Source organism: Syntrophothermus sp. (assembly GCF_013314835.1).
GTDB lineage: Bacteria > Bacillota > Syntrophomonadia > Syntrophomonadales > Syntrophothermaceae > Syntrophothermus > Syntrophothermus lipocalidus.
Map to the genome: position 1 here is coordinate 1 of NZ_JABUEX010000028.1, position 21861 is coordinate 21861.

General features: G+C 49.8%; 18 protein-coding genes, 6 tRNA genes, 1 riboswitch and 1 other annotated feature. Of the genes, 2 read left to right on the top strand and 22 right to left on the bottom strand.

What is annotated here, in order from left to right; all coding sequences use genetic code 11:
- Positions 1 to 41: 41 nt before the first annotated feature.
- Positions 42 to 1163 (bottom strand): AAA family ATPase, encoded by a 1122-nt coding sequence (locus HPY90_RS09580; RefSeq protein WP_287193999.1) that lies wholly within the window; start codon positions 1161 to 1163, stop codon positions 42 to 44.
- A gap of 160 nt (positions 1164 to 1323) precedes the next feature.
- On the opposite strand from HPY90_RS09580, the gene HPY90_RS09585 reads away from it, so the two are divergent.
- The gene (locus HPY90_RS09585) at positions 1324 to 1524 is read left to right on the top strand and encodes a helix-turn-helix domain-containing protein (RefSeq protein WP_287194002.1); all 201 of its coding nucleotides are present in this window, start codon (positions 1324 to 1326) and stop codon (positions 1522 to 1524) included.
- Positions 1525 to 1957: 433 nt separating this feature from the next.
- On the opposite strand, the gene HPY90_RS09590 is transcribed toward HPY90_RS09585, so the two are convergent.
- Positions 1958 to 2032, bottom strand: a tRNA-Val gene (locus HPY90_RS09590).
- 44 nt (positions 2033 to 2076) lie between these two features.
- On the opposite strand from HPY90_RS09590, the gene HPY90_RS09595 reads away from it, so the two are divergent.
- Entirely contained in the window at positions 2077 to 2349 is a 273-nt protein-coding gene (locus tag HPY90_RS09595; protein WP_287194006.1) for a hypothetical protein, read from the top strand.
- A gap of 81 nt (positions 2350 to 2430) precedes the next feature.
- Positions 2431 to 2493, top strand: a riboswitch (Fluoride riboswitch).
- A 392-nt stretch (positions 2494 to 2885) separates the two neighbouring features.
- Here HPY90_RS09595 and istB read toward each other — a convergent pair.
- The 20 genes from istB to dnaN form a co-directional block, all read right to left on the bottom strand.
- Positions 2886 to 3647: an IS21-like element helper ATPase IstB gene (gene istB / locus HPY90_RS09600; RefSeq protein WP_287193933.1), complete on the bottom strand. Its 762-nt coding sequence runs from the start codon at positions 3645 to 3647 to the stop codon at positions 2886 to 2888.
- Complete coding sequence (istA, locus tag HPY90_RS09605; RefSeq protein WP_287193930.1) at positions 3644 to 5134, bottom strand: IS21 family transposase; 1491 nt, start codon at positions 5132 to 5134, stop codon at positions 3644 to 3646. The genes istB and istA overlap by 4 nt, the downstream gene beginning before the upstream one ends.
- A gap of 98 nt (positions 5135 to 5232) precedes the next feature.
- Entirely contained in the window at positions 5233 to 5820 is a 588-nt protein-coding gene (locus HPY90_RS09610) for an HD-GYP domain-containing protein (protein ID WP_287194008.1), read from the bottom strand.
- 369 nt (positions 5821 to 6189) lie between these two features.
- Positions 6190 to 7053, bottom strand: a complete 864-nt coding sequence (locus HPY90_RS09615) for a thermonuclease family protein (RefSeq protein ID WP_287194011.1) — start codon at positions 7051 to 7053, stop codon at positions 6190 to 6192.
- Between the two features lie 364 nt (positions 7054 to 7417).
- Positions 7418 to 7510 (bottom strand) — tRNA-Ser (locus tag HPY90_RS09620).
- The gene (tadA, locus tag HPY90_RS09625) at positions 7497 to 7952 is read right to left on the bottom strand and encodes a tRNA adenosine(34) deaminase TadA (RefSeq protein ID WP_287194014.1); all 456 of its coding nucleotides are present in this window, start codon (positions 7950 to 7952) and stop codon (positions 7497 to 7499) included. Before tadA ends, HPY90_RS09620 begins: the two co-directional genes overlap by 14 nt.
- Before the next feature lie 223 nt (positions 7953 to 8175).
- Positions 8176 to 8252 (bottom strand) — tRNA-Arg (locus tag HPY90_RS09630).
- A gap of 28 nt (positions 8253 to 8280) precedes the next feature.
- Positions 8281 to 8357 (bottom strand) — tRNA-Arg (locus HPY90_RS09635).
- 21 nt (positions 8358 to 8378) lie between these two features.
- Positions 8379 to 8473 (bottom strand) — tRNA-Ser (locus tag HPY90_RS09640).
- Positions 8474 to 8487: 14 nt separating this feature from the next.
- Positions 8488 to 8577 (bottom strand) — tRNA-Ser (locus tag HPY90_RS09645).
- A gap of 262 nt (positions 8578 to 8839) precedes the next feature.
- The gene (gene serS / locus HPY90_RS09650; protein WP_273698778.1) at positions 8840 to 10111 is read right to left on the bottom strand and encodes a serine--tRNA ligase; all 1272 of its coding nucleotides are present in this window, start codon (positions 10109 to 10111) and stop codon (positions 8840 to 8842) included.
- Positions 10112 to 10151: 40 nt separating this feature from the next.
- On the bottom strand, positions 10152 to 11738 hold the full coding sequence (gene serA / locus HPY90_RS09655) for a phosphoglycerate dehydrogenase (protein WP_287194018.1): 1587 nt from the start codon (positions 11736 to 11738) through the stop codon (positions 10152 to 10154).
- Positions 11739 to 11741: 3 nt separating this feature from the next.
- On the bottom strand, positions 11742 to 12905 hold the full coding sequence (locus HPY90_RS09660; RefSeq protein WP_287194021.1) for a pyridoxal-phosphate-dependent aminotransferase family protein: 1164 nt from the start codon (positions 12903 to 12905) through the stop codon (positions 11742 to 11744).
- A gap of 48 nt (positions 12906 to 12953) precedes the next feature.
- Positions 12954 to 13165, bottom strand: a binding site (T-box leader).
- A 57-nt stretch (positions 13166 to 13222) separates the two neighbouring features.
- On the bottom strand, positions 13223 to 13795 hold the full coding sequence (gene pdxT, locus HPY90_RS09665) for a pyridoxal 5'-phosphate synthase glutaminase subunit PdxT (protein WP_013174220.1): 573 nt from the start codon (positions 13793 to 13795) through the stop codon (positions 13223 to 13225).
- On the bottom strand, positions 13785 to 14669 hold the full coding sequence (gene pdxS / locus HPY90_RS09670; protein ID WP_013174219.1) for a pyridoxal 5'-phosphate synthase lyase subunit PdxS: 885 nt from the start codon (positions 14667 to 14669) through the stop codon (positions 13785 to 13787). Before pdxS ends, pdxT begins: the two co-directional genes overlap by 11 nt.
- Before the next feature lie 40 nt (positions 14670 to 14709).
- Positions 14710 to 17145 carry a DNA gyrase subunit A gene (gene gyrA, locus HPY90_RS09675; protein ID WP_287194026.1) on the bottom strand — a complete coding sequence of 812 codons (2436 nt, stop codon included), beginning with the start codon at positions 17143 to 17145 and terminating at the stop codon, positions 14710 to 14712.
- Positions 17146 to 17376: 231 nt separating this feature from the next.
- On the bottom strand, positions 17377 to 19287 hold the full coding sequence (gene gyrB / locus HPY90_RS09680; RefSeq protein WP_013174217.1) for a DNA topoisomerase (ATP-hydrolyzing) subunit B: 1911 nt from the start codon (positions 19285 to 19287) through the stop codon (positions 17377 to 17379).
- Positions 19284 to 19544, bottom strand: coding sequence for an extracellular matrix regulator RemB (gene remB, locus HPY90_RS09685; protein WP_287194029.1), 261 nt, complete (start codon positions 19542 to 19544; stop codon positions 19284 to 19286). The genes gyrB and remB overlap by 4 nt, the downstream gene beginning before the upstream one ends.
- A gap of 3 nt (positions 19545 to 19547) precedes the next feature.
- A complete protein-coding gene (gene recF / locus HPY90_RS09690; protein ID WP_287194032.1) occupies positions 19548 to 20654 on the bottom strand; it encodes a DNA replication/repair protein RecF in 1107 nt (368 codons plus the stop codon).
- Positions 20655 to 20672: 18 nt separating this feature from the next.
- A complete protein-coding gene (gene dnaN / locus HPY90_RS09695; RefSeq protein ID WP_287194035.1) occupies positions 20673 to 21821 on the bottom strand; it encodes a DNA polymerase III subunit beta in 1149 nt (382 codons plus the stop codon).
- Positions 21822 to 21861 lie beyond the last annotated feature (40 nt).

Consider the following 21861-nt stretch of genomic DNA (forward strand, 5'->3'; position numbering starts at 1 on the left):
TTCGAGTGTGATTTTTTTGAATTATGCAAAAGTCTCACTTCTCAAAATTCGCGCAAAATGTACTCTTGAAACATCGGTTCAACAAACTTATATGACCCACGTCCTTTTTTTTCGATGATTGCTTTGGATACTAAAACGTCCAAAACTCTTTTTGTTTCGTTGGGATTTCCTTTAGCGTAGACCTTATCACCAGCGGCAAGGCGCTTCAACACCTCACGGGCGGAGACCCTTTGACCGATTTCGTCCAGAATTTCGTCATAGACCTGGGCCAGGGTAAGCAATGCCCGGTCGTGCCCTATCCGCACATATTCCAGAGTCACCGTCTTTTCCCCTGTTTCGAGCAGAGCATAGTAAATCTCGGAGCAGACCAGCATCGTGTCCTGCGGATGGCCGCCAGTTCTCTGCAGAATCTCCTTAATAGTTTCTTCGTCGGTCTTGATGTGCTGTTCGGCAAATCTTTGGCTGATATACTCGGTCCAAGATTCTTCCAGAATAGGCGGAATAGGAAGGACTGTGGCGAAGCGGTAAAAAGCCTCTCTCCGGTTTCCGAACAGGGAATTCATCATTCCTTCTTTTGAGCCGAGGAACAGATAAGATACATTCTGGTGGTTCTGAAAGTGAGATCTCATCTTTTTATAAATTTCAGCCCGGCCGGCTACACGGGAAGCGTCCTGAAATTCGTCGAATAAGACCACCATGTTTTTCTTATCGCGGTTTGCCAGGACTTCCGGTAAATCCAGGGCGTAATCGAGCAGTGCGATTTCATCAGGGTCATCCCGCAGAAAATCCACGCTGAACTCTAGGTCTCTGAACTTAACCGTCAGTTTGGCTAGGCCTGCAACGCTTTTGGCCCGATCTTTCAACGTTTCTAGGGTTCTGCGGATTCCTGTCCTGTTTTCCAAGCAGGCGTTGATCAAAGATACAGCGAACTCGCGTTTATCCGAAAGACGAAAAAAATCTACGGCAGCTGTGTAAAACCCGCGTTCTTTCAGCCTTCTGAGAACTTCGTAGGCGATAGAGGTCTTTCCTATTCTCCGGGGGCCGGCCAGCATTATGCTTTGACCATCGGCCAGCCTTGATTCGATGGAACCAATAAAGTCTTCTCTGTCTACAATATCTCTTTCAGAAACAGGGCCTCCGACAGGGAATAATCTGCCCGGCATGGTGAACACCTCCTCAATATTACGTTCTGTGTAATATTTTATTACTTTTGCCGTAATATTTCAATACTGGACAGCTCAAAAATGTTATCGTTCTGTGATATTGTCACCTTATAATTAATAGTTCAGTGAAAAAGTCCCCATGGGAGGGGAATATGTAAAGTTGAGCACAAAAAAACTTCGTCGGCTGGTTGTTATTCAAAAGCACATCGAAGGTCTCATCACCATCAATGAGGCCGCTGAAATCCTTGGCCTGTCGAGCCGCCAGGTCAAGAAACTGAAAAAGGGGGATCAGTGGTTACTATCCACGTTGATATCAACGTCTCTCTTCGCGCTGCGTTCAACGGCAATGTCTACAGCTTAGTTCCTGCTCCTTCTGCAGCCAGACCCAACTCTAACAATGATGTTGCTGAGTCCAGCAAGCAACAAGAAAAGGCAGGACAAATGCCACCCTATCGCCCTGCCCCAAACCACCCCTGGAAGAGGTGGAACCCAGATTACTTCCGTTCTCATCATAACAAACCTTCTACTTCGAATTCTAGGGTGACATCTTCTCAGAACTATTATGGGGACATTTTCTCAGAACGTTGACACTCTCGTAAAAATTTTTGCAGCACAAAAATAAAACCGAGCTGAAAGCCCGGCTTTGCTTTTGTTACTGATTTTGTCTCTGACGTGTTACTGACCGTAGAAGTAAATCCCGAGATTACGGGATTTTTAGAAAGACCTTGACCTGCCCTCCATGATTTGACAAATCCCTAAGACTCCCTATTTTCAAGGATTCCTTAAAAATAAAATGGTGGGCGATACAGGATTCGAACCTGTGACTTCTTCCGTGTGAAGGAAGCACTCTCCCGCTGAGTTAATCGCCCTTGTAATCATCATGATAGTATCATCATCGGCTGATGTCAAGCAAGTGTATGGGACAACCAGCGAGCAAAGACTCGCCCAAGACTGTCGATTAAACCTGGCCTTTATGTGGATTTCAAGGCATGCCCTGGACAAAACACCGCTCGACGACATTCGGAAATTTGGCGATCCACTGGAAAAGACGCAGAAGAAACTGGCCGAGGTCAGCAGCACCCTTGGGAATGCCGCCGATAAGTCGCGGACCATTGAGAAGAATCTGAAGTGCGTGCAAGAAGTGCCGGAATCAGCCGGGAAGAGGCTTTTTGATGCGGCAGAGTGACTGAAAGAACCGCTTTTAATCTGATCCTGTCTGTGCTATCCTATCTCTCGTGAAATGCTTTTAAGTAACAGTCGGGATCCCAAATATTCAGGTGATGGAGTTCACCTTAGCGACTGCCAAGCAGTTAATGACTCCTGCCGCGAGGTAGGAGTTTAATCATTTTTGGAGGAGGCTCAACGCCAATGGATAATGGTGCATATATGCTCACGCTTAATAAAGCCATGCAATCTGCCGGTTGCCCTATCTGCAACGTTGGGGAACTCGCCAGTGAGGGCGCTACCTTTACTTTCTAATACATCAGAACGTGAACGACATCTCAACCAGGCTGCGTCTTCAGGCTTCCTGGGGATTATGCCATCTGCACACCCTGCAGTTGCATGCTATGGAACAGAGAGACTATAACGACGAAATGGGCAACGCTATTTTACTCGAGTGGCTCCTTCAGGGTATCTTGAAACGTTCGGTTGAGATATGTTAATGTCAATCAGAAATTAGGCCACATGCTGGTCAGGTTTTAGGCCACCCGGGTAAAAAAATTAATCAGGTATTGTCTGCCTGGCAAGAGCCTGTTTAAACCGATAACTCTCGCCATTGATGTTCAAAATGTGGGCCTTGTGAGTTAGCCTGTCCAGCAATGCCGCCGTCATTTGCTCGTCTAAAAACACCTCCGTCCATTTTGGGAATTCAAGATTGGTGGTAATAATCAAGCTACCCCGTTCATGTTTGGATGAGCAGAACTGAAACAGCAGTTCAGCACCGGTCTTGCTGAATGGTACATAGCCAAGCTCGTCAATGACTACCAGATGGTATGCCGAGTACTGTTTTTCCAGCCGGTTTAGCCTGTATTCCTGCTGGGCCGCTATTAACTCGTTTATCAAGCCGGCAGCAGTGTAGAACTTAACTTTGAACCCCTTCCGGCAAGCTTCATAGGCCAGTGCCGTGGCGATATGTGTTTTCCCTACACCCGAATTCCCCACCAGGATTACATTCTCAAGGTTTTTTATGTATTCGCAGTCTGCCAGTTTCAAGACCTTTTGTTTGTTCAGAGATGGCACAGCTTTGAAATCAAAGCTGTTCAGGGTCTTTATCACTGGAAAGGCTGCCTGGCGGATTCCGCGCTGTATCCGGTTGCTCTCCCGCTGAGTTATCTCCTGTTCCAAAACTCCCAACAGGTACTCCTCATAACTCAGATTGTTGTCTTCGGCTTCCCGGGCCATGGCCTGATAGACCCTGGCCGCCTGCGGCATTTTTAGTTTCTTCAGGTAGGTTTCAAGCAGCATGCTTCTGGCGGTGCTCATAATTGATCACCTCCGTTATGCATAAGTGCTGCATACTTGCCAAGATCCGGAGCAGATACCTGCACCAGGGGAATGTTGACCATTTTCTCTGGTTTCAAATGCGAAACCCTGAGTGTATCCGTGCCGAGCTGCATGAGTATGTTAAGAACCCCATCATAGTTGTACACGTTGTATGCCAGGGCAAGTTCAATAGCATCGGTAATCAGGGTGCTGGGATAGTCCCGGTGAAGCATCAGTATCTTTACAAAATCGCGGTTGCCCCTGGGATTTCTGGCTGCCAGGCATCTCCGGTATTGCTCATATACCGGTGGGAGAGCCTCAGGCCGGTAAACCCTGGTATTGCCAAGAGCTCTTGATTTCATCAGCAATAGCTCCAGATAGTGATCGAGAACCAGGCTCTCCTGGTGGCGTCCATGTATCCTTTTGTGGACCGCTATTGTGTTTTGCTCAAAAACTATTTCAATTTGGTCAACAGTTGCCCTGATCAGGACTTTTTCGCCGACATACTTGACCGGTACCGAGTATCGATTTGTTTCAAACTGAACCATTGAATAGCTGTTTACCCGGGCTTCGCTGTATCTGGTACAGTTGAAGGGTGATTCCGGCAGTTGCCTCAATGCCTTCTTTTCAGCTTCCCATTTAGGGTTTTTGTTGAGCAGTTCTACACACTTTTCATGCAGGTACAGGTTCAGTTCTTCAAAGGAACTAACGTCCGGATAGGGAACGAAGAACTTCCTGATCACCTCTTTACCGGCGTTCTCAACCCCGCCTTTCTCATTGCCTTTTCCCGGCCTGCAAAAGTTGGCCTGGTAAAGGTAGTGGGTTCTCAGTGCTATGAATTGCTCTTGTTCTTCACGCCGGCTGCCCTCCATTATCCGTTTTACCGCCGTTTTGAGGTTGTCATAGACGATCTCGGTAGGCACTCCGCCCATGAATTCAAAGCAGCGCCGGTGGCCATCAAAGAATGCTTCCTGCTTCTCAAATGGATAGGCCTGGACGTAAAAACCACCGGAAGCCCCCAATTTCATTACAAACAGATAGGCGATTGTCTCTTTGCCATTCAGAAAGAATCGGGCTTCTGTCCAATCCACTTCAGCATGTGAACCCAGCGCAAACTCCAATGGTAGAAATCCCTCTTTGGGTTTTTGCTTCACCTTCCTAAGATAGTCTGTTACTGTGCTGTAGCCGCCGCGATAATCGTATTCGTCGCGCAGCCGTTCGTAAATTCTTCTGCCGGTATGGCGCTGTTTTCTATGCCTTTTCTGATCTGTTTCTAAGATTTCGTCAATAACCGGTATGTAAGGCCCGAGAACCGGATGCTCCCTGGGTTTATTCAAGTTGTACCGCGGAGGCTCAGTATTCTCTGAATTCAGGTATTTGGCGATTGTATCGCGGTGATGCCCTGTTCTCCTGCTAATTTCCCTGATGCTTAGCCCTTCCAAATAATACATTTTCCTGATATGCTCTAATTGTGCCATCTTAATCATGTCCTTTCCTCCCGTATGTTATGTTTGTTGTGCCAACATAATCATACAGGAAAGTCAGATTAAGGTGGCCTAATTTTTCCCCAGCATCTGGCCTGTTTTTAGACTAGCATTAACACCTGGTATCGCTCTTCGTTCAAGACTTCGTCAAAAAGCACTTGTACCAGAGCAGGCGAAACTTCCCGGCCTGAAACTGTTCGCCCCCACTCTTTCAAGAGCTCAAGGGACAACAAATTTGTTCCATGACTCCTAATAACCAGATCTAGAGAATCCGCTATCCTTATTATCTGGGCCTGTAAAGGCACATCTTCTTCGGCCAGTCCTAATGGGTAGCCCCGGCCATCATATCGTTCGTGGTGCAGGTAAACCCACTCTGCTACCTGGGTCCCTAACGGAATCTTGGTTAACAGCTTCATTCCCTTAAGGGGGTGTGCTCTTATTTCCGACTGTAACTCCGAAGGAGCATGCCATGCATAATGGGTTATGTGATCTGGAAGTCCCACTGCTCCTATGTCGTGGAGCAAGCCAGAATAATACAGCCAACGCTGCTGCGCTACCAACCCCAAAGCCTCTGCTATCCACGCGCAGACAACCCCTACCCTCGTTCCGTGCAGGAGTTTCGTATCTTCTTCTATGTCCAGTATCGTGGATAAGACTTTAACACTATCCATTATGATTTCTGTTTTCACTTTGACAAACACCTCTTCACTAATCCGAGGGTACATGCATTGTTCAACTAAAAAAGCATCTAAGAGAGATCATTGCCATGACAAATTAAAGAACATATCAGCCTCATGCCCGAATAGTCTCATCTCTCATCGGGATGTTGGAAAGCGGCCTAAATTGGTCAAACCCCAAGCTTGCGAACCTTTTTACTTACTCCAATCTAAGTCCTCGATACACCAAACGCGGCTTCGCGGGATCTGCAGTTATTCTTAATTGGCTCTCCTACGGGCAAAATCCTGCTCCATACGGCGGCCGGTGTGGCTATTTTGGGGTAGCTCTCGCTCTCCCATGGCACCCTGTACTCGATCCCGCCTAATCTTGCATATTTCCTTTCACGGCCGGCACGCCTTGCACGGTTCGTAGCCGGCTTCTATAGCTTCTCCTCTGGTGCTAAACTCCACGCGGTTCTTCGTGCTTATCTCTTGCGTCCACTGGCAGTCGGGATAGTGGAATTTCTTGGAGCTCGAGTTGCCGATGTGTACTGCCGCACTACTTCTTTTTTCGGCAGGTTGTGAATTGGAGGTACTCGAAGCTGCCGCTGCACCCCAAAGACCTTTTGCTTGCTCCCGGGCTTCTCTCTCGAGCTTCACGAAAAAGTCGGCGTATTTGACGTTGGGGGGAACGGTCATCACTTGGGCGTAACCGTTTAGGAGCAGCTCGGCGTTGTACATCTTGGCCCGGACTTCGGCTTCACCATCGTTTCCCGGCCTGTCCAGCCACACGTAGGCTAATAGCCGCCCGTACCTGTCCCGCTCTCCTACATCCAGTTCCAAAAAGACCTGTCTGCCTTCCGAATGCTTCCGCGTATACTCAAAAGCCTCCTTACCGTAAGGTTCCTCCTTTATTCCCAAGCCAGAATGTGATATTTCGGGTGTGTTGACGCCGATAAGCCTCACTTTTTCTTCTCGAGTACCAATCCTTACCCACAGCGTGTCACCGTCGACCACTCTGGTGACTTCAGCAGGTATCAGTTTAAGACGAGCTGAGTCCCGGTTATCGTTTTCTGGCTGCTCGCCGGCTTCTTGCCTGTTACTGGCAGCCCCTTGGGATTCGATAGTAGCTTGCTGCCGAGTTAGGAAATCGTCTGGTTGGCCGCCACAACCGATCAGCCCACAAGCCAGGAACAAAAACAATAAGATTGCAGATTTCAAACCCGACAACCGGTTTTTCATGCCTGTTTTCCACAGTAAGTACAACCGCCAGCCCCTCCTTTTCCGCCCTTTGGCCCCCTTTTGACAACAGGAACTAGGCCGCCACCCCTTTATTCCACGGGCATCACCTTATCACCTGCCACTCGGCGATCGTCTCGGCAAACAACTTCAAAAACCGTTTTTTTGACACCTCATCAAACGAACCCTCTGGCCATCCGGTAAATTTCCCATCCCCTAGCCCTACATATCAAGGCTGAAAAACATGACTGATTGGCCCCTGTGCCGCAGCCTGCCGCACCGTTTGGGCGCCAAAATGGCACACTGCGCTGTCGAGCGCCTCGCTTGTGCTTGTTTTCACAGCTTGCGAAAATAAAAAACGGGGCTGAAACCCCTTGATAATCCTTGAATCTGGCGGAGAGGGTGGGATTCGAACCCACGGGACCGCTCATCACAGCCCACTCGATTTCGAGTCGAGCGCCTTAGTCCACTCAGCCACCTCTCCGCAACCTCCGAAAGAATTCGGTCATAAGCTCAGTGCACTCGTCTTCCAGTACCCCTTCTATCACTTCTACCCGGTGATTAAGCCCGGGGAAATCGAGAACGTTTATTAATGACCCCCCTGCTCCCGCTTTCAAGTCGCGAGCTCCAAAAACTACCTTCTTGATGCGGGCCTGCACAATGGCTCCGGCACACATAGGGCAAGGTTCAATAGTCGAATACAAAGTCGTATCTTGCAATCGCCAGGTGCCAAGCGCCTGCGAGGCTCTCTGTATGGCCAGCATTTCGGCATGGGCGGTTGCATCCTGTCTTTTTTCCTTTTCGTTATGGGCCGAACTTATTATCTCGCCATTCCTGACCACTACCGCCCCTACTGGAACCTCTCCTTGATGAAAAGCTGCCCAACCTAGTTCTACCGCCCTACGCATGAAATCCTCATCGTGCAAAAAGGGTCACCTCTGTACTCGTTCTCACTCCCACAAACCAAAAACCTGCAGACGTTTGCCGCAGGAACCAGTATGCTATCCCGGTGACAGCATTGGTTTAAGTTTAGTCTTAGTCGCAGAGTAACGCGGGCGGTTGTTTAAACAACTAGTAGCGCCGCCAGGTTTCATAAGAGTCTACAACCAATAACAATCAACATCTGTGTCTATCTGTGGCTCCAAAGAATGGTGCGCCCGGAGGGACTCGAACCCCCGACCAACGGTTTAGGAAACCGCTGCTCTATCCTTCTGAGCTACGGGCGCCTAACTTGCGTAGCTCATCAAATAAAAATGGCGCGCCCGGCAGGATTCGAACCTGCGACCTCCAGATTCGTAGTCTGTTACTCTATCCAGCTGAGCTACGGGCGCGTACCGTATTATACTATCTAATGGCGGAGAGAGAGGGATTCGAACCCTCGATACGGGTTTTAGCCCGTATAATCGCTTAGCAGGCGACCGCCTTCGACCTACTCGGCCATCTCTCCGCAAAGGTGCTCTCTGGCGGAGGAGGTGGGATTCGAACCCACGGAACCCTCACGGGTTCAACGGTTTTCAAGACCGCCTCCTTAAACCGCTCGGACACCCCTCCAAAAGGCTTAACTCGTTGGCCGGTTAAGGCATTAGCAGTATATCACAGCTTTCTTTTCATTGTCAACTTTCCGAGCCCGCTTTGCCTTCGAACGCTCCGATGGCTACAGCGGGCAACTCCTGTTTTTACTTTACTTCAGCTATACAGTGCACTCATGTATGAACGAGGGCGCAGGGCATTTCTTAATCCGTCCGTTTTAAGGATTATGGTGACGCGTACCTGAACCGCGCCTCCCCCAGGCCCTCCAAATGCCTTTTGCTCCCTATCTAATAACCGCAATCCCGCCCATGTACGGCCTTAGTATCTCTGGTACCACTACCGAGCCGTCAGCTTGCTGGTAATTCTCTAGTATCGCGGCCACTGTCCTGCCGACCGCTACCCCCGAACCGTTCAAGGTGTGGACGAACTGGGGCCGAGCGTTGGGCTCGGGGCGGTAACGGATATTAGCCCTGCGGGCTTGAAAATCCCCACAGTTGGAGCAGGACGATATTTCCTTATACTCTCCGTAGCTCGGCAGCCAGACCTCTAGGTCATAGGTTTTGGCTGAGGAAAAGCCCATGTCTCCTGTGCAGAGGAGCATTACGCGGTAGGGAAGTCCCAAAAGTTGCAGTACCTCCTCCGCATCCCGGGTCAGCTTCTCCAGCTCTTCATAAGATGTCTCGGGCGAGGTTATCTTTACGAGCTCTACCTTGTTGAACTGGTGTTGGCGGATAATCCCCCTGGTGTCGCGACCGTGAGAACCAGCTTCTGCTCGAAAACATGCGGTGTAAGCAGTTAGATACATGGGCAGTTGTTCTGCAGCCAGTATTTCCTCGCGATAAAGGTTGGTTAACGGCACTTCGGCTGTCGGAACCATGTAAAGCTCGCGTCCCTCAACCTTGAACATGTCTTCAGCAAATTTGGGTAGCTGGCCGGTTCCCACCATGCAGTCAGCAGTCACCATAAACGGGGGAAACACTTCCCGGTATCCGTGTTTATCCACATGCAGGTCCAACATGAAGCTGATCAGCGCCCTCTCCAGGCGCGCTCCCAATCCCTTGTAAACGGTAAACCTAGCCCCCGACAGTTTCGCTGCCCGCTCAAAGTCAAGTATATCCAGCGCTACCCCGATATCCCAGTGAGCCTGTGGTTCAAAATCGAACTTTCGGGGTTCCCCCCACCTTCTCACCTCGACGTTGTCAGCATCCCCAGCACCCAAAGGCACCGATTCATGCGGGAGATTCGGAATATTAAGCAGTATTTCGGTAAGTTGCTCGTCAATCTCCCGCATCCGGTCGTCCAGGCCCTTTATCTCCTGTCCTACTTCCCGGATCCTGGCTTGCAGTTCGTTCGTGTCTTTTCCTTCCTTCTTCAGGCGCCCAACCTCAACTGATGCCTGGTTCCGGAAATTCTTGAGCTCGTCCGCTCTAACCTGACAGGCCCTTCTTTCCTTATCAAGCTTCAGGAACTGGTCTAGTCCCCCTTGAATTCCCCGAGCCGAAAGCGCTTTTTCAACCATTTCGGGGTTTGCCCTAACCAGTCTAGGGTCCAGCATATCATCTATCCCTCCAACCTGCAGAGGTCGCTTTCTTTTTCTACTTGAACCTGAGAACCCTTACCTTTCGCACCCCGCTGACAGATCGCAGACGGGCGAGAGTTGCGTCATCCACGTTGCTGTCGACGCTGACGGCCATCATATTCACCCCGTCTTTGCTCGATACCCTCATCATTGATATATTGATACCGGCTTCGCCTAGGGCAGTGGTAAACGGGCCTATCACTCCCGGCCTGTCGTCATTCTCCGCGAGGACTACTATCCCCCGCGGGTAAAGGTCAGTGTCGAACCCGTTAATTTCGACGATGTACGGCCTGCCTCCTCCCGTCAGGGTACCCGCGATTTCTAGGTTATGCTCGTGATTGAAGATACGGGCAGTAATCAGATTGACATATCCTTTCAGCTTTTTGTCTTCTTTCTTTTCGAAGACCTTTATCCCTCTTTCTTCGGCTTTGATTCTGGCGTTTACGTAGTTGATCTTTTCTGACATCACTCCGGAAAGGAGTCCTGTCAAAAAAGCAATCGTCAAGAGTCCTGTCTCCTGGTTGGCTATTTCTCCGCTGAAACCCAGTTCCACCCGGTCAACCGGAGCTTTTTCCATCTGATAATACATGCTGCCCATAGCCCTTGCCAAGTCGATGTACGGGCGCAACGTCTCAAGCTCTTCTCTCAAGACCGTAGGGAGATTAACCACGTTAAGAACTAGTTCTCCCTTCAAACCCATGATTACCTGCTCGGCGATGTTAACACCTACCCGTCTCTGTGCTTCAACAGTGTCGGCTCCTAGATGAGGAGTTACCACTACGTTTTTAAACTTGAACAACGGGTTATTGTAGGCGGGCTCCTCATCGAAAACATCGAGTCCCGCGCTGGCAACCTTGCCGGACTCTAAAGCTTTCACAAGCGCTGCTTCGTTGATGATGCCACCCCGAGCGCAATTCACCACCCGGACCCCGTCTTTGCACATAGCCAGTTCTCGTTCCCCTATCATCCCATAAGTTTCCTCGTTCTTAGGAGTATGAACCGTGATGATATCGGCTTCTCGCAAAAGCTCTTCTAAGGTATTCTTCTTTTCTGCCCCAAACCGCTCAAACCGTTCATCCGATATATACGGGTCGTACGCGATGATACGGCACCCGAATGACCTTAACCTGGTAGCCACCATAGAACCGATGCGGCCGAGTCCCACTATTCCTACCGTTTTGCCGTAGAGTTCGACGCCGCGAAAAGGTTTGCGGTCCCAGTTTCCACCTTTTAGAAAGGCGTTCGCCTCAGCCGTATGCCGGACAGAAGACAAAAGTAAAGCGATGGTCTGTTCGGCGGCCGAAATGGTATTGGAATCCGGCGTGTTGGCTACAATGATGCCGCGACGGGTGCAGGCGTCCACATCTATATTATCTATGCCATTTCCTGCCCGCCCCACCATCTTGAGACGAGTGCCTCGCGACACCAATTCCTCGTTAACTTTGGTAACGCTCCTCACGATAAGCGCATCGTATTCCCCGATAATATCCAAAAGCTCGGCCCGGCTAATTCCGTCCCGGTAGTCTACATCCAGCTCGGCCCTCAGCAACTCCAATCCTTCCTCAGCTATACGTTCGGTTACAATGACACGGCGGTTTTTCACCTGTTATACCCCTTTCTGCATAAGAATTTCTTGGGCCTTGGTAACCCCTCGCCCTAACTCGATATCCACTCCCAGCTCAACCAAAACCATCTCCAGGGCGGCTAGTACAGCCAGGAGGTCAAGATAAAGAACATTGCCTAAGTGCCCGATTCGGAAAATGACGTCATCCAGCTTTTGCTGCCCGCCTGCTATCACAACGTTGAACCTCTCCAAAAGCCTCTTACGTATGCGGTTGGCCCCTATGCCCTCGGGCGCGATTACCGAGGTCAAGGACGACGAAGCCACTCTGTCATCGGCCAACAGTTTAAGTCCCATGGCCTTCACCCCTGCTCGAACCATGTCCCTATAAACCGCGTGCCTGGCTATGATATTGTCAATCCCCTCTTTCTCCATCATCTCCAGGGCTTCTCTCAGCCCGTAGAATAAGGATAAAGCCGGAGTATACGGGGTTTGCCCTTTTTCCAGATACTTAAGGGCGCTGTTTATGTCCCAGTAATAACGCCGGTTGGAACAGTTCTTGGCCACCCGCAGAGCCCGCGGGCTTATGGCAAGAAAAGCCAGCCCAGGCGGAATCATAAAAGCTTTCTGGGAACCACTGACCACGACATCCAAGTTCCATTTGTCCGTTTCCAGATTCATGGCCCCCAAACCGCTCACCGCGTCAACTATGAATAATGCCGGGTGGTCACCCACCGCTTCTCTTATCGATTTTATGTCATTGACTACCCCGGTTGAGGTTTCGTTGTGAGTAACAACAACCGCTTTGATCTCCCGCAGGCGATCCTGCGCTATTCTTTCCCTAATTACCTCCGGGTCTGCCGCTTGTCCCCACGGAAAGTCGATCTTTTCGACCTCGGCCCCAAATTCCTCGGCTATCTTGGCGAAACGATCCCCGAATACCCCTATGGAAACAGCCAAAACCTTATCTCCCGGAGAAATGAAATTCACTACCGCTGCTTCCATAGCTCCGGTCCCGGCAGCTGGAAATATAACTACCTCGTTCTTGGTTTTGTATACCTTTTTTACTCCTTCGGTCACCTCGGCTATAAGTTCTTTGAATTCTGGCCCTCGGTGGTTGATCATTGGCTTGGCCATTGACCTCAGCACATTGGTAGGAACCGGAGTCGGTCCTGGCAATAACAAGTACTGTTCTTCCCGGAAATTCATCCCTCTTCCTCCTCAACCAGAAATGCAAAAACCCCTCATCCATCTATTCCCAGGGACGAGAGGTGTTTCCCGCGTTGCCACCCTACTTGACTACGAGACCGTAGCCCACTCATTCAACAAGCGATAACGGCGCTCTACCGGAACTGCTCGACGCAGCCTGCTTCCGAGGTGGATTCAGCTGAAGCCTGGACCGGTTTACACCCTACCACCGGCTCTCTTAACCTCGACTTCCACTTACTACTCCCCTTCATCGCGTTTAAGGGTATGAAATTATGAGTTATTATATTATACCCTTTTCGCTTTTGACAACCTATTTCCTACGCCATTCGCACGAAATATTCATGTATCACCAGGTCATCCGTCAATTCGGGATGAAACGCCGTGGCCAGAAGCTTTCCCTGGCGTACCATAACGATCTTGCCATCCAGCTCTGCCAAAACTTCCGCTCCTCCCCATACTTTTTCCACGTAAGGAGCGCGGATAAACACTCCCTTGACCTGGCGTTCAAACCCCTTAATGTCGAGCCACTCCTCGAAGCTCTCTACTTGTCGACCAAAAGCATTGCGCCGAACCGCCATGTCCATCAATCCCAGGCGAAACTGCTCGCTTCCAATAATTTCTTTAGCCAATACGATCATCCCGGCGCAGGTCCCAAACACTGGCATGCCTTCTTCGGCCGCCTGCCGTATTGTATCCGCTAGATTAAAATCGACGAGCAACCTTCCGATGGTAGTGCTTTCACCCCCGGGGATTATCAACCCATCCACTGACCTTATGTCCCCCTGCGATCGCACTCTTGTCGCCTCACAGCCTAAACGGTGCAGTACCTCCTGGTGTTCAGCGAAGGCTCCTTGTAAGGCTAATACTCCTATTCTTTTCTTACCAGCCACGTTCTTGCATCCTTTCTTCAGGTGCTATGTTCCTGATCTCGATACCAGGCATCGCCTCTCCCAGATCCTTTGACACTTCTGCCAGTACGTACGGATCATCATAGTAAGTGGTCGCTGCCACTATAGCCCGGGCTCTCTTCATCGGATCTTTCGATTTGAAGATGCCCGATCCTACAAAATTACCATCCGCTCCTAGCTGCATCATGAGCGCGGCATCTGCAGGAGTCGCTATCCCCCCTGCCGCAAAGTTCACCACCGGCAAGCGCCCGGTCTCTGCTACCTCTACTACTAATTCGTAAGGTGCCTGCAGATCCTTGGCTGCGGTCATCAGCTCTTCCTTGGGGAGTCCCTTCAACCAACGAATCTGATCCATAACCCTACGCATATGGCGCACGGCCTCAACCACGTTTCCTGTTCCCGGTTCGCCTTTGGTTCGGATCATGGCTGCTCCTTCCCCTATCCGGCGCAGGGCTTCTCCCAGATCCCTTGCTCCGCACACGAACGGCACCTTAAAAAGGTGCTTGTTGACGTGAAATTTTTCATCGGCCGGGGTCAAGACCTCGCTTTCATCAATGTAGTCAATCCCCAACGCTTCAAGAATCTGGGCCTCAACAAAATGCCCGATCCGGCACTTGGCCATCACCGGAATAGTAACTGCTTCCATTATTCTCAGAATGACCGTAGGATCTGCCATCCTGGCCACACCGCCTGCAGCCCTGATATCTGCCGGTACTCTTTCCAGGGCCATAACCGCACACGCTCCGGCTTCTTCCGCGATCTTCGCTTGCTCCGGAGTAGTAACATCCATAATTACTCCGCCTTTCAACATCTGGGCCAAGCCTTTTTTTACCGTGAAGGTCCCTTTTTCTGCCATCCTTTATCCCTCCGTTCGCAATATAGGTACATGCCATAAATTATTCTTCTTCGTCCTCTGACTTAAAGCGAGCGATCGACACTATATGGTCGTTATCATCGCATCTCATGACGACCACTCCGCGCGAATAGCGTTTCTGGCGCGGAACGTCATCCACTTTGAGCCTGATCACAAATCCGGCACCGGTCAAAGCTACAAACTCTTCCTTGGGAAAAACGGCTTTGCCTCCCACTAGTTCCCCTGTTTTCTCCGATATCTGAATGGTTTTCAGCCCTTTTCCACCTCTTTTTTGTAGGCGCAATTCCTGAAGACTAGTACGCTTGCCATACCCTCGTTCTGTGACCAACAACATGTCGGCCCCTTCCTTGTATTTGTCTATGTCGATTACCTTGTCGCCCTGCTCAAGGGAGATCCCCCTCACCCCAGCAGCCCCGCGTCCCATAACTCTGACATCCCCTTCATCAAACACGATAGAGTACCCCCGGCCCGTCACCAAGACCAAACGGTCGCCTTTGTAAATCTTTTGTACGCCAACTAACTCATCCTGGTTGCGCAGATTGATGGCGATGATCCCACTACGTCTAATTTGCCGAAACTCGTCGATGGGGACTTTTTTCACCATACCGGTACGGGTAGCCATTACCAAGTGTTGACCAGCGTCGAACCTGTTTACCGATATGACGGTGTTCACTTTTTCGCCGGGATTTAAGCGGAGAAAGTTAATAACCGGGGTTCCCCTCGACTGTCTCGAGGCCTCTGGAACCTGGTACGCTTTCAAGGAGTAGACCCGTCCATGGTTAGTAAAGAACAACAAGGTAGACAAGGTAGTCGTCACAAAGATGTCGGTAGCAAAGTCCTCGGAGCGAATCGCTGTTCCGGTTACGCCTTTCCCTCCACGCCGTTGGCTGCGATAAGTACTTAAGGGTTGTCTCTTGATATAACCGCGATTACTTAGAGTAACGACTATGCTTTCTTCCTCGATGAGATCTTCGGCTTCAAAGCTGGCATCCTCTTCCCTTATTTCCGTCCGTCGCTTGTCCCCAAACCGCGTTTTGATATCGATGAGATCCTCTTTAATTATGGCCTGAACGCGTTCTGGACGTCTCAGGATATCCTCGAGGTCTGATATCCGGCCTACCAGTTCTCGGTATTCTTCCTCTAACTTGTTTCTCTCCAGCCCGGTTAGCTGGCGCAGGCGCATTTCAACAATAGCCTCAGCCTGCATCTCCGTCAAATCAAACCTCGACATCAAATTGTTTCTGGCTGTCTTCACATCAGGCGAATTTCTAATTATGTCGACTACCTCGTCCAAGTTATCCAGCGCTATCTTCAATCCTTCTACTATGTGCAGCCTATCTCTGGCTACCTTGAGATCGAATTCTGTGCGCCGCCTTATTACCTCCCGCCGGTGGTTAAGGTACTGGTTGAGCATCTCCTTAAGATTCAATACCTGAGGCTCGCCATCCACCAGAGCCAGCAAGGTAATGCCAAAATTATCTTGTAACTGGGTGTTCCTATACAGCTTATTCAATATGACTGAGGGCGAGATGTCCCTCCTGATATCCATTACTATCCTGATTCCCCTGCGGTCCGACTCGTCCCTAAGATCGGTTATGCCATCGATCTTTTTCTCCTTAACGAGTTCAGCTATCCGTTCCACCAGCTTTGCCTTGTTCACCATGTAAGGTATCTCTGTTACAACAATGCTGGTCCTGCCGCCTTTCTTTTCTTCTATTTCACACCTACCCCTGACGGTCACGCTTCCTCTTCCGGTGCGGTAGGCCTGTCTCATCCCTCTGGTGCCCATTATCAATCCGGCAGTTGGAAAATCAGGCCCTTTGATGTACCGCATCAATTCATCCACGGTAGCTTCCGGGTTTTCCAACAAGTGGATTAGACCCTCCACTACCTCGGTCAGGTTGTGTGGGGGTATGCTGGTCGCCATCCCCACTGCGATACCGGTAGATCCGTTGATTAGTAGGTTCGGCAGCCTTGCTGGTAGTACTACCGGTTCCTGGCGCGTATCATCATAGTTGGGCCTAAAATCTACTGTGTCTTTCTCAATGTCCCTCAGCATCTCCACTGCCAGGGCTGTTAACCGGGCTTCGGTGTACCGCATCGCGGCAGGAGAATCTCCGTCTACGGAACCGAAGTTACCATGACCATCCACAAGGCAGTAACGCATCGAGAAGTCCTGGGCCATTCTGACCATCGCGTCGTAGACAGCCGCGTCCCCGTGCGGATGGTATTGTCCTAGTACTAAACCCACCAGGTTAGCCGACTTCCGGTGGGGTTTCTCCGGCGTCATACCCTGTTCGTAGAACGCATACAGAATTCGACGATGAACCGGTTTTAGCCCGTCCCTTACATCGGGAAGTGCTCGAGACACGATGACGCTCATTGAGTAGTCGAGAAATGATCTCTTTACTTCTTTCTCTATGTCGATTGGTAACACTTTTGTCTGACTGGCCTGCAACTTCCTCGTCCCTTCTTCCTAACTTCCTAGTCCTTGGTTCAGAATGGGTTATCCATAAACCATTTCCTTCCTGGGAAAGCAGTTGGTTCATCAATTGACTATCCTATGATAATTATAACGTCTGCCTAATGGCAAGCAAATGCTGGCCGTGCTTTCAAGGTAGCACAAAAACAGACCAAGAGGGTATTTCTCCTGGCCTGGTTTTTCTCGCCGGCGATTGTACCTGGGCTCTCAAATATCTAGATTCGTAACTAAACGCGCGTTTTCCTGGATGAATTCACGCCGGGGCTCGACTTTTTCGCCCATCAGGCTGGAGAATATGACGTCGGCAGCTATGGCGTCTTCGATTCGTACCTGGAGCAGCGTTCGGTTTTCCGGATTCATCGTGGTTTCCCATAATTGTTCCGGGTTCATCTCTCCCAATCCTTTATAACGTTTCACCCCGTACTTCTTATTCCCTTGCTGTTCCAAAAACCGCTGGAGTTCTCTGTCATTGTAAATGTAGTGGACCTCTTTCCCCCTTTTCAGCTCGTAGAGAGGCGGCTGGGCAACGTAAACGTAGCCGGCCTCGATGAGTGGTCTCATATAGCGGTAGAAGAACGTTAGCAACAATACTCTTATATGGGACCCATCGACATCGGCGTCAGTCATGATAATAAGCCGGTGGTAGCGAGCTTTATTTATATCGAAGTCTTCCCCTATTCCAGTCCCGATCGCGGTTATGAGGGCTCGAATCTCTTCGTTAGAAAGCACCTTGTCCAATCGGGCCTTTTCTACATTCAAAATCTTCCCTCTCAAAGGTAAAATAGCCTGGAAGTTGCGGTCACGTCCTTGTTTAGCCGAACCGCCGGCGGAGTCCCCTTCTACCAGGTACAGCTCGGAAAGGGCCGGGTCTTTTTCACTACAGTCCGCTAGTTTACCCGGGAGTGATGTGGAATCCAGGAGATTCTTTCTGCGAGTTAGTTCTCGAGCCTTGCGAGCCGCTTCCCGGGCCCGCCGCGCCGCAATGGCTTTTTCCACGATTTTTTTGGCCAGTGAGGGGTTCTCGTCAAAAAAAGCCCCTACAAAATCGCTTACTGCCCCTTCAACCAGGCTACGGATGAAGGCGTTCCCTAGCTTGGTTTTGGTTTGGCCCTCGAACTGGGGATCCTGCACCAGAACCGAGATAACTGCGGTCATCCCTTCGCGTATGTCCTCTCCGAGAAGGTTTCCTTCATTTTCCTTGAGCATCCCCTGTTTCTTAGCGTATTCGTTGACCACCCGGGTCAAGCCGTTTTTGAACCCTAGCTCGTGAGTCCCACCTTCCTGAGTATGGATATTGTTGGCATAGGATAGGAGGGTTTCGGTGTAACCGGTATTATACTGTATAGCTACTTCCACTACCGTTCCTTCTTTTCCTATCCTGAAATATATCGGCTCTGGACTCAATGGTTCCCTGTTCTTGCTCAAGTATTTTACAAAGTCCCTTATTCCTCCGGTATGGTAATACTCCACGTCCCGCCCCGTCCTTTTATCGCAAAGCACGATACGGGTTCCTTGATTCAGGTATGAAAGTTCCCTTAGCCTTTGCCCTATTATTTCCGCTGAAAAACATATTTCCTCGAAAATTTCCGGGTCCGGGCTAAAGGTTATTTTGGTTCCCGTTGTTTGGCAGGCCCCGGTAACGGCAAGAGGGGTTACCGGTTTACCCCGCTCATAACGCTGATGATAAAGCTGGCCGTCGCGGGCTACTTCCACCTCCAACCATCTTGAAAGGGCGTTCACCACCGACAACCCAACCCCATGCAAGCCTCCAGAGATGGTATACCCGCTCCCCCCGAACTTGGCTCCGGAGTGGAGTGTCGTCAGTATCACTTCTAGAGCCGGGATGCCCATTTTCGGATGCATGTCAACAGGTATTCCGCGGCCATTATCGGTGACGGTAACGGTAGAGTCATCCAAAATAATAACCTTGATTTCATCACAATACCCCGCGACGGCTTCGTCAATGCTGTTGTCAACTATCTCAAAGACCAGGTGGTGCAAGCCGCGCGAGTCTGTAGAGCCTATATACATGCCGGGTCTCTTTCTTACCGCTTCCAATCCTTCTAATACTTGTATATCAAGAGCGGTGTATTCGTTCTTAGATCCGTTTATGTTCAAACCAGAAGACCTCCTCCTAGAAAGCTGTGCCCCCTCTTGAACAGGGTAAGGGAAGAAATGGGGGATAAGTAAACATACTGCTCGGTTATTATGAGTGATTTTTCCTTGCCCTTTTCTCCTATGCGGCAAAGTTTTTTTTCGGCCTGGGCCAGATCTATTATATCCTTGACGCTCCTGTCAATCAGACCATCGATATTCACGATGGCTATTACCTCGTTTAGAAAAACAGTATAATCCTCCCCCAGGTGCATGTACATTTTTTATCCGACCTCCTCAGTTATCCTGCCGTCTTCGACTGCGAAGACCTTACCCGCGACAGCTACTACATCTTCTCTTTCCACCGAAGAGATGAAGGTTTGAAATTCTGCCTGCTGCAGATACTCCAGAAGTAGAGTCCTCCGACTCTTATCGAGCTCTGCCAGTACTTCATCTAAAAGCAACACCGGGAAATAGCCTTTTATATTTTTATAGGTCGCGAGCTCTCCCAGTTTTAGGCTTACGGCGAGATTCCTCTGTTGCCCTTGGGAAGCGTATGTCCGCGCGTTATGTCCCCTGAGGTAGAGATTAAAGTCATCGCGGTGCGGACCTACCAGTGTAATTCCTTGCTTCAGCTCTTTATCCTTGCTTACCTCTAAAGCTTTCTCCAGTGAAGCGGCTAGTAAATCGGGAGTAAGTTTGCCTGTTTCCAGAGGAAAAGACAATACATACCTCATACAAACATCTTCTGCTTCACCGCTTAGCAGTTGATAAAGCTTTGACACTTCCTTTTCTAGTATAGCAGCAAGGTTAAGCCTGGCACAAATTAAGGGAACTGCAGCTTCGACAAACATACCCTGTAGTACCCTCATACCCTGGCCAAAGTTACAGCTCTGTTTTAGGTATGCGTTGCGTCGACCCAGTATTTTTTTGTAGCTTTCCAGGGTGCGTTCATATTCGGGTCTTAATTGGCATAAAATACTATCTAAAAAGTTCCGCCGTCTTTCAGGCTCTCCTTTAATTAGGTACAGGTCTTCTGGAGTAAAAACGACGCTTTTGAGGCGGTGCTGGGTTTTAGAAGCAGCGGGCTTGTTGTTCAGACGTAGAACCTTGTTTTTACTCTCTGAGTAACGCTGCTCAAAAATAATGATCCGTTCATCAAGCGCGTAAGTAACCTTTAAGCGGTATCCTTCCCGGCGGCCGTGCGTTACTAAATCTTTATCCCGGGCCCCGCGAAAGGATCTGTTGTGACCTACAACGTAAATCGCTTCGAGAAGGTTTGTCTTTCCCTGCGCGTTCTTTCCTAAAATTACGTTAATTCTGCTACAGGGCTCAATGACACACGACACCAGGTTACGAAAAAACCTTGTTTCTAATTTCAGTATTTTCAAACCGAATACACGCTCGCTTTAATGCGTAATTAGCGGTACTAAAACATAAAGGTAATCGTCTTTACACGGATCCTGAATCAAGGCAGGACTTAAGGAACCCGTGAATTTCAGACTTATAGTCGTGCATTCTCCTTGTAATACCTTGATTACATCGAGGAGGTAACGGGTGTTAAAAGAAATCTGGACGTTGCTTTCTCCTTCGACGGAGATATCTTCGAGCACTTCTTGTAGTTCTCCCATTTTTTGGGAGTAAGCGGATACCCTCAGTTCTCTATCCTTCAACTCTAGAGTTACGTGCCGGATCGGCTGTTTGGAACTCTGTTTATCGGTTGGCATCAATACAGCCCTTTCCAGTGCGTTGGCCAGAGGCCCGGGCTCTAGTTTTACAGTGGACACGAAGTTGCCCGGTATTACCGGAAGATAATTCGGATACTGACCTTCCAGCAACCTCGATGTAAGCTGGAAGCCGGGCTCTTCACAGGTGAACACAATATTGTTCCCTGCCAACCCACACGAAACCTCTTTTTCTGAGTCGTCTAGGATGCGGATTAGCTCAGCTACGGTTCGGGAGGGGATGACCAACTGTCTTGGTTCTGTATGAGTAGAAGACATCGGGAATGACATCATAGCCAGACGGTGAGTGTCAGAAGCTACTACCCTTAGTTGGTCAGGAGTGAAGTCGAACAACACCCCTGTAAAGACCTGTTTAAAGTGGTTAACTGCAGCCGCAAAGGAGGTTTTGCGCAAAAGTTCTTTCAACGTTTTTTGCGATACGGATAACAAAGGAGTAGGCTCTTGACGACCAGTTTCCGGAAACTCCTGGGGATTATACAGGTGTAGGTGGGTCTGAGAGCGACCGTAGTTTACGGTTAACCGAGAATTTTCGTCGTCCGTAAATACTTGTATCTCGATGTTGGGTAGATACCGAACCAGGTCGGCAAAGTACCGAGCATTGACTAGAGCTGTTCCTTCTTCTATCACGTTCGCCTCTAACGTGTGGGCGCTCAAAGCGATTTCTAGGTCTGTGCAGGTCATGGAGAGGCCGGCAGTAGCTGAGGCCTTGAGGAGAAGGCCAGAAAGAACGGGAACTGTTTCGCGGGTGGATGCCGCTCTCTGCACTAGTGCAGCAACTCGTGCTAGTTCAGGCTGGTTAATAGAGAATTTCACGGTTACACCTCCAGGAAGTTAGTCTTCTTGTTGTTCTTAC

Excerpts from the sequence above, each read along its gene's own strand:
- HPY90_RS09580 (WP_287193999.1), bottom strand. The coding sequence starts at position 1,163 with ATGCCGGGCAGATTATTCCCTGTCGGAGGCCCTGTTTCTGAAAGAGAT.
- istB (WP_287193933.1), bottom strand. The coding sequence starts at position 3,647 with ATGAGCACCGCCAGAAGCATGCTGCTTGAAACCTACCTGAAGAAACTA.
- istA (WP_287193930.1), bottom strand. The coding sequence starts at position 5,134 with ATGATTAAGATGGCACAATTAGAGCATATCAGGAAAATGTATTATTTG.
- serS (WP_273698778.1), bottom strand. The coding sequence starts at position 10,111 with ATGCTGGACCCTAGACTGGTTAGGGCAAACCCCGAAATGGTTGAAAAA.
- HPY90_RS09660 (WP_287194021.1), bottom strand. The coding sequence starts at position 12,905 with ATGAATTTCCGGGAAGAACAGTACTTGTTATTGCCAGGACCGACTCCG.
- pdxS (WP_013174219.1), bottom strand. The coding sequence starts at position 14,669 with ATGGCAGAAAAAGGGACCTTCACGGTAAAAAAAGGCTTGGCCCAGATG.
- remB (WP_287194029.1), bottom strand. The coding sequence starts at position 19,544 with ATGTACATGCACCTGGGGGAGGATTATACTGTTTTTCTAAACGAGGTA.